Below are 11,984 nucleotides of genomic sequence, written 5' to 3' on the forward strand. Positions count from 1 at the left end.
CAGCGAGACAACGCAAAAAATCGCCGGGCAAATTTATCGCCCGCCGCCCCCCGCCCCCGCCGTTTCCACTGCCTCCGGCGCTTCCGCCGCGCGTTGCTGCTGCAACGCCCACATCTGCGCGAACAGGCCGTTCGCGCGCAGCAGTTCCGCATGCGTGCCACGCTCGACGATCCGCCCTTTGTCCATCACGATGATCTGCTGCGCGTGCACCACTGTCGAAAGCCGGTGCGCGATGATCAACGTGGTGCGCTCGCGGGCGATCTGATCGAGCTCGTGCTGAATGGCCCGCTCGGAACGTGAATCGAGTGCGGAGGTCGCTTCGTCGAACAACAGGATCGGCGGGTTCTTGAGGATGGTCCGTGCAATCGCCACGCGCTGCTTTTCACCGCCGGACAGCTTCAAGCCGCGCTCGCCGACCGGCGTGTCATAGCCCTTCGGCAGCCCTTCGATGAATTCGTGAATATGCGCCGCGCGCGCCGCCGCGATCACTTCGTCCCGTGTCGCGGAGGGCCGGCCGTAAGCGATGTTGTAGTAGATCGAATCGTTGAACAGCACCGTATCCTGCGGCACGATGCCGATCGACGCGCGCATCGAATCTTGCGCGACGTCGCGAATATCCTGACCGTCGATGGTGATCGCGCCGCCCGTCGCGCGGTCCAGATCGTAGAAGCGGAACATCAACCGCGCGAGGGTCGATTTGCCCGAACCGCTATGGCCGACCACCGCCGTCGTGGTACCGGCGGGAATCGTAAAGCTCACGTCGTGCAGAATCTGCCGCGCTGGTTCGTACGCGAAGTTCACCCGCTCGAAGCGCACCTGCGCGCCGCTCACGCGCAGCGCGGGAGCGCCCTCGAGATCGGGCACTTCCTGCGCGGCGCCGAGCAGCGTGAACATGCGGTCCATATCGGTGAGGCTCTGCTTCAACTCGCGATACACCACGCCGAGAAAATTCAGCGGAATATAAAGCTGCAGCATGAAGGTGTTGATCAGCACCAGATCGCCGAGCGTGAGACGCCCGGCCATCACACCTTGTGTGGCGCGCCACAGAATGAACACGAGCCCGGTGCCGATGATCGCCTGCTGCCCGAAGTTCAGCGCCGACAGCGAGCGCTGCGACTTGATCGCCGCCGTGCGATAGCGCTTGAGGTTTTCGTCGTAGCGGCTCGCTTCCCACTCTTCGTTGCCGAAGTACTTGACCGTCTCGTAGTTCAGCAGCGAATCGATCGCGCGTGAATTCGCCTTCGAATCGAGATCGTTCATGGTGCGGCGAAAATGCGTGCGCCACTCCGTGACCTTCACCGTGAAGACGATATACACGGCCAGCGCGATGAACGTGACCACCGCGTAATACGCCTCGTATTTGACGACGAAGAAGCCGAGCACGAGCCCGACTTCGACGAGCGTCGGCAGAATGCTGTACAGCGAATACGAGATCAGTTGCGTGATGCCGCGCGTACCGCGTTCGATATCGCGCGACATGCCGCCTGTCTGCCGTTCGAGGTGAAAGCGCAACGACAGCGCATGCAGATGGCGGAACACTTTCAGCGCGAGTTGTCGCACCGCGCTTTCGGTCACCTTCGAAAACAGAATCTCGCGCAGTTCGGTGAAGAGCGACGTGGACAACCGCACCACCGCATACGCGACCACCAGCAGGCCGATGCCGCCCAGCAGCACGATGCCCGGCGAATCGTGCGCGCGGCCGAGCGCGGTGAGGTGCTGCACCGAGGCGAGCCCGTCGACGATCCGCTTCATCACGATCGGCACGCCGAGATTGGCGATCTTCGCGCCGATCAGGCAGCTCAGCGCAAAGCCGACGCGCCATTTATACGTGGCGAGATACGGCAGCAGCGAGAGGATCGTCTGCCAGTCGTTGCGCGGCTGGGTAGAGATCGGGGAAGGTTCGGACGAGGGCGTGCGGCGCATGGGGATCGGCTGGGGAGAGTGTGGAAATGCCGGAGTTCGCAGCGGCGCGCCGACCGCGGCATGCCTGCCCGGCACACTGCTTTTTGTCGCGCGACCTCGCTGGGCGCTTTCCCGTACAATTCCTGATCTTTCTATTGTCGCAGAAGCCGGCTGGCGCCGCTTTTCATGGGTTGGCCCGCCGTGGGCGGCACGTTGGCCGCGCGGTGCGTGCCACACCGTTGTCGTGAAATGCCCGCGTGCCGGTCGAGGCGACCGAGCCAACACGTTTCCCAAGAGTGCCCCCAATGACCGATATTCTTCAACTCCCGCAAAAGCACTGCGCGCTGCGCGTCGTGCCGCAGCCTTCGGACGCGAACGTCCACGGCGACGTGTTCGGCGGCTGGATCATGGCGCAAGTGGACATTGCCGGCTCGATTCCGGCAAGCCGCCGCGCCAACGGGCGGGTGGCGACCATTGCGGTCAATTCGTTCGTGTTCAAGCAGCCGGTGTTCGTCGGCGATCTGCTGAGTTTCTACGCGGACATCGTCAAGACGGGCAACACGTCCGTCACCGTGGCGGTCGAGGTCTACGCGCAGCGCATGAGCCTGACAGAAGATCTCGTGAAGGTCACCGAAGCGACGCTAACCTACGTCGCCACCGATAGCGACCGGCGTCCGCGCGCGCTGCCGGCGCTGGACTGAGCGCCCTGACCGCCCACAATAAAAACGAGGCGCCGCGGCGCCTCGTTCGTTCTTAACCGTAGTACCGGGTCACTGACTCGCTGCCTGGCCGATTCCCGCCTTCTTCTGCGCTTTCTGAATGTCGTTCGGATAGTTCGGATCGGTGCTCGACGGCTGATAGCCGTTGGCCTCCAACTTCTTCAACTCGGCGTTTTTCTTCGCCCGCGCCTGCTTGCGCTCGGCCTTGCGCTGAGCTTTGGTGGACGGCGCCGCTTTCGATGCGGCCGACGGAACCGCCGCGTCAGAATCGTTCCCCGCCGGACCGCCACCGCCGCCGCTTTGCGCGAACGCCGGCGCGGCGCAAGCCACGCTCAGTACAACCGATGCCAGCAACACAGACAGTTTCTTTGCAGGTGACGACGTCATTGCTCTCTCCAGTCGGATCAATCAGATTGGGATAGTCGACGGCGCAACGCCCATGACTCAGTGCAAGCAGCGAAAATCGGGCGCAACGCCACATGAATCGTGCTTCGTGGTTCCCAGCGCGGTCTGAGATGGGAACCACGAATATAGCCGACCCAAACCCCGGCGCAAAACGGTTTATGCGAATGAATACGAGCTAACCCGCACGAATCGCTGCGGCTGGCGCGCCGCTGCTGCGCAGATAGGTATCGACCTGCCCTTCGATCCACTGAGCAAAATGCGCCTGCGAGGCATTGAGCATTTCGCGTTGCGGCCAGACCAGCCAATAGGGATAACGGTACGGCACGCGGATATCGGTGATCTGCACCAGTTCGCCGCGCGCCAGCGCATGCGCAACCAGGCTGCGCCGCTCGAGCGCGACGCCCTGGCCCTGCAGCACGGCGCCGATCACGATATTCGAGTCGTTCGCCGACAGCACCACCGCTCCCTCGGCCGGCTTCGCCACCTGCGCCATCTGACACCAGTCGTGCCACGGCGTATCGGGACTCGAGATCAGCGGACAGGCCAGCACTTCCGCTGCGCTCAAAGGCAAGCGGCCATGCGGCGCTAGCGTGAAATGCGGCGCGGCCACCACGACCATCTCGTCGTCGAACAGCTTCTGTTGCGCGACGTCGGGCCAATGCCCCTGTCCCATGCGGATGCCGATATCGCTCGCGCCCTGGCGGAAATCCTCGACCTGCAAGCTCGTCTGCAGGCGAATCCGGTAGTGCGGATGCGCGTCGCGAAAGCTGGCGAGACGCGGCACGAGCCAATGCTGCGCGAACGACGGCAAGGTGCTGATCACCAGTTCGCTTTCGTGCGGGCGCGCCTGCGCGCGGCGCGTCGCATGGCTGATGTCGCGCAACGCCATGCGGATGTCGAGCGCGTAAAGCCGCCCCTCCTCGGTCAACCGCAGCCCACGCGCCTCCCGCATGAACAGCGCGACGCCCATCGAATCTTCCAGCACCTTGATCTGCTGACTCACCGCCGAGTGCGTGACATGCAATTCGCGCGCGGCCTGCGTCACGCCGCCCAAACGGGCGACAGCCTCGAAGCAGCGCAGCGCGGTCAAAGGCGGGATCGGTTTCATGTAAGAAATTCTGACGCAAATCGTCGTTAATTGTCGCTTTTTTTGCGCCGCGGAGATGCTTAACCTATCGGTTCGATGTGCCCAGGCCCAGGCCCGAAGCGGAGCTGCACGGCCATGAGGAGTTCGGGCGCGCCATGATAGATGTTCTAACGGGAATGAGATGAAACTGATCGGAATGCTGGATTCGCCCTACGTACGCCGGGTCGCTATCTGTCTCAAATTGTTGAAGCTCGAATTCGAGCACGAGTCGATCTCGGTGTTCAGCACCTACGACCAGTTCGCGAAAATTAATCCCGTTGTCAAGGCGCCCACGCTGATCGCCGACAACGGCCAGACCGTGATGGACTCGACGGTGATTCTCCAGTACCTCGCCACGCTCGCCGGGCCGAATCAGCGGCTTTTCCCGACGCGTCCCGACGCCGCCTTGCGCGCCGCCCGCCTCACCGGCCTTGCGCTCGCCGCGTGCGAGAAGACCGTGCAGATCGTCTACGAACGCAATCTGCGGCCGGCGGAAAAGCAGCATGAGCCGTGGCTGAATCGCGTGAGCACGCAGTTGTTCGCCGCTTACGCCGAACTCGAACGCGAGCTTGCGGCAGCGGCGCTGCCCATCGAAACCGATCAGTTCGACGCCGCCGACGTCACCGTGGCGGTCGCCTGGCACTTCACGCAGATGATGCTGCCGGGGACGGTCAGCAAGACGGCGCATCCGTTCCTGCAGTCATTCTCCGAACTGGCTGAAGGTCTGCCGGTTTTCGTCAGCACGCCGGCGCAGTGAGCACTGCGGCGCGAACGGCTCAAACCATCGCCAGCTCGCGCCCCACGCCACCTTGCAGCAGTTCGGAAATCGCGTCCGTCGATAAGGGCTTCGCGAAGTAGAACCCCTGCATCTCATCGCACGCGCGCTCTTTGAGGAAGTCGAGTTGCGCGGACGTCTCCACGCCTTCGGCGATCACCTGCAACTTCAGCGAATGCGCAAGCGCGATGATCGCCGAGGTGATCGTCTCGTCGTCGGCGGACACGCCGATGTCGGAGACGAATGAGCGGTCGATCTTCAGGCGGTCCACCGGGAAGCGCTTCAGATAGCTGAGGCTCGAATAGCCGGTGCCGAAGTCGTCGATGGCAAGACCGATGCCGAGCGCGTGCAGTTCGTTGAGCATCGACACCGCTTCTTCCGCATTGCGCATGATGGTGCTTTCGGTCAGTTCGAGTTCGAGGTATCGCGGCTCGAGACCGGTCTCGGCCAGCACCTGCATGACCAGCTTGGCGATGTCGCGCTGCTGGAACACGCGCGCCGACAGATTCACCGACACACGCGCCGCCGGCAAGCCTTCGTCCTGCCAGGCCTTGTTCTGGCGGCACGCTTCGCGCAGCACCCATTCCGAGAGCGGCCCGATCAGCCCGCTTTCTTCCGCAACCGGAATGAACGACGACGGCGGCACCAGTCCGACTTCCGGATCGCGCCAGCGCACCAGCGCCTCGGTGCCGACGATCTGGCCACTCTCAATATCCACTTGCGGCTGGTAATGCAACAGGAACTCGTTGTCACGCAACGCGCGGCGCAGACGCCGTTCGAGATTCAGGCGCGCGCCCGCGCTCGCGTTCATCTCCGGCTGATAGAACTGGAACGTGTTGCGACCCATGTCCTTGGCGCGGTACATCGCGACGTCGGCTTTCTTCATCAGCGTCTCGGCGTCTTCGCCGTCTTGCGGGAACAGGCTCGCGCCCATGCTGCAACCCACATACAGTTCGGTGCCGTCGAGCCAGACCGGCTCGGAGATCGACGCGCGCACGCGCTCCATCCAGGCGATCAGCGACTGTTCGTCGACGGTGTCGGTCATCACGATGACGAACTCGTCGCCGCCGTGCCGCGCCACCGTATCGCTCGTGCGCGTGCAGCGCGCGAGGCGCTCGGCGACCACGCTGAGCAGCCGGTCGCCGACGCTGTGGCCGAGACTGTCGTTGACGTTCTTGAAGCCGTCCAGATCCATGAACACGACTGCGACGCCCTTGTGATGCCGTTGCGCGACGATCAGCGCATGCTGCAAGCGGTCGCGCAGCAGGTTGCGGTTCGGCAGCCGCGTGAGGCTGTCGTAGTTGGCCTGATATTCGAGCTGTTCCTGATAGCGCATCAGATCGGTCACGTCGTTGATCACGCCGATGTGATGCGTGATCATGCCGTCCTGATTCGGCACCGGCGCGATGAAGAGCTGATTCCAGAACAGCGCGCCATCCTTGCGATAGTTGCGCACCACCGCGCTGACTTCGCGGTTCGCCGCGAGCGCCTGACGGATCAGCGCGACGCCCTCCTGGTCGCGGTCGTCGCGTTGCAGGACGCGGCAATCGTGGCCGATCACCTCGGCCGGATCGTAGCCGGTAATGCGCATGAACGCCGGATTCACGTATTCGATCAGATTGCCGGTCGGCGACGGCGCGGTGATCAGAATCGCGTTGACGCTGGCATCGAGCGCGCGGCTTTGCAGGCGCAAGGCAAGATCGGCGCGTTTGCGCTCGGTGATGTCCGTGTAGGAACCGAGCACGCCGATCACGCGGCCGTCGCCGTCGGTGAACGGCAGCTTGCTCGTGACGGTCGTGCGGTGCACGCCGTCGATCACCAGATCGAGCTCGAAGTTCATCTTCGGCACGCCGGTGCTCACGACCTCCTTGTCGTGGTCGCTCAGCAGCGTCGAGAAGTCGCGCCACGGCATGTCGGCGTCGCTCTTGCCGACGACCTGCTCCGGATACGCGAGCCCGGCATCGCGCGCGAACGCCATGTTGCAGCCGAGATAGCGCGACTGCATGTCCTTCCAGAAAATGCGCTGCGGAATATTGTCGATCACCGCTTCGAGCATCTGGTTCGAACGCTGCGCTTCGGCTTCGGCGTTGATCTGGTCGGTAACGTCGTCGGCGAGCACGAAGAACGCGGCGCGGCCCATGAAGTTCAGCGCGTGATACGAAATGTCAGCGCTGATCGTCGAGCCGTCCTTGCGCCGGTGATGCCAGATGCCCGCCATGGTGCGGCCGTGCTGGCCCGCGTCGCTGCGCTGCATATGCGTTTCGAGGCGCGAGATTTCGCCGCTCGGGCGGATCGCGCGAACGGTCATGCCGAGAAATTCGCTTTCGGTGTAGCCGTATTGCTGGATCGCGGCCGCGTTGACGGCGAGAAAGCGCAGCGTCTCGCGATCGAAGATATACATCGGCACCGGATGGTCGTCGAACAGGCCGCGAAAGCGTTCGTCGTGGCGGCCGAGCGCGCGCACGCTGCGCAGCTTCTCGCGGGCGCTGTTTTCGCGCGCGCCGAACGTGAAGATCAGCAGCACGCTGCCGCCCAGCATGGTCACGATCAGCAGGAACATCGCCCGCTGCGTTTCGCTCGCCGATGCCGCGAGCGACGCCTGCAACGCGCGGTTCTCCGCGCTGCGCAGTGTCGCGAGGCCGGCTTCGACGCGATCCAGGCCGAGCCCGAGATGGGTATAGGTCGAGGCCGCCCACGCGCGCGAGGCGTCCGGGCCGGCACTGGCGCTCCGGAGCAGCGCGTCGTCGATGTCGTGTTGCAGCGCGTGGCTGTCCGCGCTCAGCTTTGCGAGCGCGCCGAGCATGGCGGGTTCGCCGGCCAGTTCATTGCGCAGGTCGCGCTCCAGACCCGCGAGCGTCGTCGCCATGGCGGCGGCCGCGCTGGTCGGCGCCGACTCGCCCGACGCCTCGAAGCGGCCGAGCGCGGCCAGCCCGCCGTCGAGCGCCGTGTGGTAGGCGTCGAGGTTCTGGCGCACGCTCGTCGAACGCAGCATGCGCGCGTCAACGTCGCGTTGGCCGCAAATCTGCGTATAGGCGACGAACGCGTTCGCGCCGATCGCCGCGGCAACGACCGCCAGATTGATCAGCAGCCGCTTCGATAGAAAAGGAGTCATGGGTTCCGAACGTCAATCGTTCTGCGGGCGGGAGCGCGCGGTCGCGGCCGATGCGTCGGGCCGCATCGATACGAGTTTCTTTACGCGCCAACCCATGGATAACGGCAGGGTTCGGAACAGATTGAGGGTAGTGAGTGAAAAAAACCTGGCGGGCCGTACCTAGCCGGCCGTACCGAACTCCTTCATGGCCGGGACGAAGTCGTGGTTGGCCTCCGGCTTGCGCGACAGCTTGGCGAGCACGTAGCGCTTGAACGGATCAAGTTCGGCCCACTGGGCGACGCCCGGCGCGGCGAGACCGGCCAGTTGCGCCTGATGCGCGATGCCGTCCGGCACGCTGTCGGTGCGGCGCCAGGCCGGCGCTTCCTCGGGCGTGAACCACTCCGGCTCGATGTTCGCGTGGGTGCGCAGCATTTCGAACAGGGCATGATCGAAATTCGGCTCGATTTCCGCGTCTTCCTCGACCGGGAAACGCGCCAGCAGCTTGCGGTCTTCGAGCGGCAGCGTCTGCCATTGATCGAGCGAAATGCGCAGCCCGAACCGGTCGAGATTGAAGCGCACGGACATCGGGATGTAAGTGAAATTCTCCGAAGACGCGACCTCGAAGTTGAACAGAAGCGGTGCTTCGTTGAGTCCCATGATTGAGTCCCTCCTGGATGGCCGGCAACACGCAAGCCCAGCTTGGGGTATTTTAGAACCTTATTCGCGCGACGGCGGCATGGCTGGCGGCACCCTGCCGGGCCGTCAACCGCTCGCGCGCATGGCATGACAAAGGAGTGAACTAGCTTGAACGAACTGGAAACAGCCGGGCAGCCGGGCGCGGTAGAGCGCCAGGTGCATCGGCATCGCGGCGCGGCGGTCGAAACCGTCATCGACCATGTCGGTCAGGAATGGCCGGTCGCGCTCGTCTTCAACGGCATTTCGCATGCGGTGATGATGTGCACGCCGCGCGATCTGGAAGCGTTCGCGGTTGGATTCGCGATTTCGGAAGGGATCGTGGAGCGTGGCAGCGACATTCAGGACATCGAGGTCGAACTGCATGACGACGGCGAATTGCCGCATGCCGAAGTGCAGTTGCAAGTGGTGCAACAGGCCTTCGTCGCGCTGAAGGAGAAGCGCCGCGCGCTCGCCGGGCGCACCGGATGCGGTGTTTGCGGCATCGAAAGCATCGATTTGCTGGATCTGCAGCCGGAGCGTGTGCCGGATACCGGCTTTCTGCAACGTCTCGCGCCGGATGCGATCGCGCGCGCCGCCCGCGATTTGCCCGAACATCAGGCGTTGACGCGGCTGACCGGCGGCCTGCATGCCGCCGCGTGGTGCGACGCCGCGGGCGCGATCCGCTACGCGTTCGAGGACGTCGGCCGCCACAATGCGCTCGACAAGCTGATTGGCCAGTTGGTGCTCGACCGCGTGGATACCAAGGAGGGTTTTGTGTTTCTGTCGAGCCGCGCGAGCTACGAGCTGGTGCGCAAGGCCGCGCGCGTCGACGTGCCGATGGTCGCCACGATCTCGGCGCCGTCGTCGCTGGCGATTACGATTGCGCGCAAGGCGGGCGTGCGGCTGGTGAGCTTCTGCCGCGAGACAAGCTACGTTGACTACGATACGTTGCAGTCGACGCAGCCTTGAGTGGCCAACGCGCCTGAGCATTCAGGCGCGCGAACATCCCAACGCGCTAATGCCTGAAGTTGCGAGTGGGCAATTCCCTCGGCGCCAGAGCGCTCGCACGCCGGAAGCGCCTGGAACACCCCGCACGCCGCTCAATCGAATTGCCGGAAGTCCGGCTTGCGTTTCTCGAAGAACGCCTTGAACGCCTCACGTGCTTCGGGCGCGAGCAGCATCTTGCCGAAATGCACGGCTTCTTCGGACATCTGCGTTTGCAGTTCCTGGTAGCTCGCGCGCTTCATCAAGCTCTTCGTCACGCGCAGCGACGAAGCCGGCAACGCCGCCAGCTTCGCGGCCTGCGAAGCGGCGAACGCATCGACTTCGGCGGCGGGCAGCACGCGATTCACGAAACCCATGCGTTGTGCCTCGGCGGCGTCGAACGCTTCGCCGAGCAACAGTTTCTCCGCCGCCGCCTGATAGCCGGCCGCGCGCTGCAACAGCAGACTCGACGCCGCTTCCGGACACAAACCGAGTTGCGTGAACGGCAGCGAGAAGCTCGCGGTATCGGCTGCGTAGACCAGGTCGCAATGCAGCAGCAGGGTCGTGCCGATGCCGACCGCCGGGCCCACCACCGACGCCACCACCGGCTTCTCCGCCGAGCTGATCGCGCGCAGGAACTGGAACACCGGCGCGTGTTCGCCCATCGGCGGCGTCTTCATGAAATCGTCGAGATCGTTGCCGGCGCTGAAAATGCCGGCGCTGCCGCGAATCAGGATCGCCCGCACGGCGGCGTCGCCTTGCGCTTCGACCAGCGCGTCGGCCATCGTCTGATACATGGCGGCCGTAATCGCGTTTTTCTTGTCGGGCCGGTTGAAGGCCATCGTCAGCACGCCGTCGGCGCGCTCGACCAGAATATCCATCGTCATCTCCTCGTACTCCTGCTGAGAATGTAAGAACGGTTCGCAAGCCGGATGGCCTGCGAACCGTTCTGTGGTCCTCAACGCGTACGCGCGAGGACCGAAGCGAACATCGGGGTGAACATGCTCACAGGCGCTCGATGATGCCCGCCGCGCCCATGCCCGTGCCGACGCACATCGTCACCATGCCGTACTTGTAGTTACGACGGCGCAAGCCATGCACCACGGTCGACGCACGAATCGCGCCCGTCGCACCCAGCGGGTGGCCGAGGGCGATCGCGCCGCCGAGCGGGTTGATCTTCGCCGGATCGAGACCGAGGTCCTGAATCACCGCCAGCGATTGCGCGGCGAATGCTTCGTTCAACTCGATCCAGTCGAGGTCGTCGATCTTCAGGCCGGCGGCTTTCAGCGCGGCCGGAATCGCTTCCTTCGGACCGATGCCCATGATTTCCGGCGGCACGCCGCGCACGGCAAAGCTGACGAAACGCGCAAGCGGCGTGAGGTTGAATTCCTTCAGCATCTTTTCCGACACCACGATCAGCGCGCCCGCGCCGTCCGAGGTCTGCGAGCTGTTGCCCGCCGTCACCGAACCCTTGTTGGCGAACACCGCGCGCAGCTTGGCGAGACCTTCGAGCGATGTTTCCGCGCGCGGACCTTCGTCGAGCGACACTTCGCGGGTCTTCACGCGGACTTCGCCGGTGGCGAGATCGGGGAAGCGCTCAGTGATGGTGTACGCAGCGATTTCATCGTTGAACTCGCCGGCTTGCTGCGCGGCGATGGCGCGGCGATGCGATTCCACCGAAAACGCGTCTTGCGCTTCGCGGCTGATCTTCCAGCGTTCGGCGACCTTCTCCGCCGTCAGGCCCATACCGTAGGCGATGCCGATGTCTTCATTGCGATCGAAGATATGCGGCGACATGGACGGCTTGTTGCCCATCATCGGCACCATGCTCATGGATTCGCAGCCGCCCGCGATCATTGCGTCCGACTCGCCGACGCGGATGCGGTCGGCGGCCATGGCGAGCGCGGTCAGCCCCGATGCGCAGAAGCGGTTCACCGTCACGCCGCCGACGCTATTCGGCAGGCCGGCCAGCAGCGCGCCCATACGCGCGACGTTCAGGCCTTGTTCCGCTTCCGGAATCGCACAGCCGATGATCGCGTCCTCGATCACTTTCGTATCGAGGCCGGGCACTTGCGCCACGGCCGACTTGAGCGCGTGCACCAGCAGTTCGTCGGGGCGCGTGTTCTTGAACATCCCACGCGGCGCCTTGCCGATCGGCGTGCGGCTCGCGGCGACGATGTATGCGTCTTGCAATTGCTTTGCCATTTGAATCTCCTTTGTCGACCAGAGTTAGCGCTTTAGCGCTTACTCTGGTCCCATGCAGTCTCATCGCGGTCGACCAGAGTTAGCGCTTTAGCGCTTACTCTG

The 11,984-nt window shown here is 64.1% G+C and carries 10 protein-coding genes; 3 read left to right on the top strand and 7 right to left on the bottom strand.

Annotated elements, in window-relative coordinates; all coding sequences use genetic code 11:
* Positions 1–33 precede the first annotated feature (33 nt).
* Positions 34–1,923 (bottom strand): ABC transporter ATP-binding protein/permease, encoded by a 1,890-nt coding sequence (locus tag B0G73_RS14950; protein ID WP_106281981.1) that lies wholly within the window; start codon positions 1,921–1,923, stop codon positions 34–36.
* Positions 1,924–2,207: 284 nt separating this feature from the next.
* Here B0G73_RS14950 and B0G73_RS14955 point away from each other — a divergent pair, with 284 nt between their 5' ends.
* Positions 2,208–2,603, top strand: coding sequence for an acyl-CoA thioesterase (locus B0G73_RS14955; RefSeq protein WP_106281983.1), 396 nt, complete (start codon positions 2,208–2,210; stop codon positions 2,601–2,603).
* Between the two features lie 69 nt (positions 2,604–2,672).
* Here B0G73_RS14955 and B0G73_RS14960 read toward each other — a convergent pair whose 3' ends face one another.
* Both B0G73_RS14960 and B0G73_RS14965 read right to left on the bottom strand, forming a co-directional pair.
* On the bottom strand, positions 2,673–3,008 hold the full coding sequence (locus tag B0G73_RS14960; protein WP_106281985.1) for a DUF4148 domain-containing protein: 336 nt from the start codon (positions 3,006–3,008) through the stop codon (positions 2,673–2,675).
* 193 nt (positions 3,009–3,201) lie between these two features.
* Complete coding sequence (locus B0G73_RS14965; protein ID WP_106281987.1) at positions 3,202–4,134, bottom strand: LysR substrate-binding domain-containing protein; 933 nt, start codon at positions 4,132–4,134, stop codon at positions 3,202–3,204.
* A gap of 160 nt (positions 4,135–4,294) precedes the next feature.
* Between B0G73_RS14965 and B0G73_RS14970 the strand changes: the two genes are divergently transcribed.
* Positions 4,295–4,909, top strand: coding sequence for a glutathione S-transferase N-terminal domain-containing protein (locus B0G73_RS14970; protein WP_106281989.1), 615 nt, complete (start codon positions 4,295–4,297; stop codon positions 4,907–4,909).
* Between the two features lie 19 nt (positions 4,910–4,928).
* On the opposite strand, the gene B0G73_RS14975 is transcribed toward B0G73_RS14970, so the two are convergent.
* Both B0G73_RS14975 and B0G73_RS14980 read right to left on the bottom strand, forming a co-directional pair.
* Positions 4,929–8,039 (bottom strand): EAL domain-containing protein, encoded by a 3,111-nt coding sequence (locus B0G73_RS14975; protein ID WP_106281991.1) that lies wholly within the window; start codon positions 8,037–8,039, stop codon positions 4,929–4,931.
* Between the two features lie 159 nt (positions 8,040–8,198).
* Positions 8,199–8,675: a nitrate reductase associated protein gene (locus B0G73_RS14980; protein ID WP_106281993.1), complete on the bottom strand. Its 477-nt coding sequence runs from the start codon at positions 8,673–8,675 to the stop codon at positions 8,199–8,201.
* Positions 8,676–8,822: 147 nt separating this feature from the next.
* Here B0G73_RS14980 and fdhD point away from each other — a divergent pair, with 147 nt between their 5' ends.
* On the top strand, positions 8,823–9,662 hold the full coding sequence (fdhD, locus tag B0G73_RS14985; protein WP_106281995.1) for a formate dehydrogenase accessory sulfurtransferase FdhD: 840 nt from the start codon (positions 8,823–8,825) through the stop codon (positions 9,660–9,662).
* A 131-nt stretch (positions 9,663–9,793) separates the two neighbouring features.
* Here the strand turns inward: fdhD and B0G73_RS14990 are convergent, their stop codons facing one another.
* Together B0G73_RS14990 and B0G73_RS14995 are read right to left on the bottom strand one after the other, a co-directional pair.
* Positions 9,794–10,564 (bottom strand): enoyl-CoA hydratase, encoded by a 771-nt coding sequence (locus B0G73_RS14990; RefSeq protein ID WP_106281996.1) that lies wholly within the window; start codon positions 10,562–10,564, stop codon positions 9,794–9,796.
* 118 nt (positions 10,565–10,682) lie between these two features.
* The gene (locus tag B0G73_RS14995) at positions 10,683–11,882 is read right to left on the bottom strand and encodes an acetyl-CoA C-acyltransferase (protein WP_106281998.1); all 1,200 of its coding nucleotides are present in this window, start codon (positions 11,880–11,882) and stop codon (positions 10,683–10,685) included.
* Between the last annotated feature and the right edge of the window lie 102 nt (positions 11,883–11,984).

Origin of the sequence: Paraburkholderia sp. BL25I1N1, from assembly GCF_003002025.1 — a bacterium.
Lineage (GTDB): Bacteria > Pseudomonadota > Gammaproteobacteria > Burkholderiales > Burkholderiaceae > Paraburkholderia.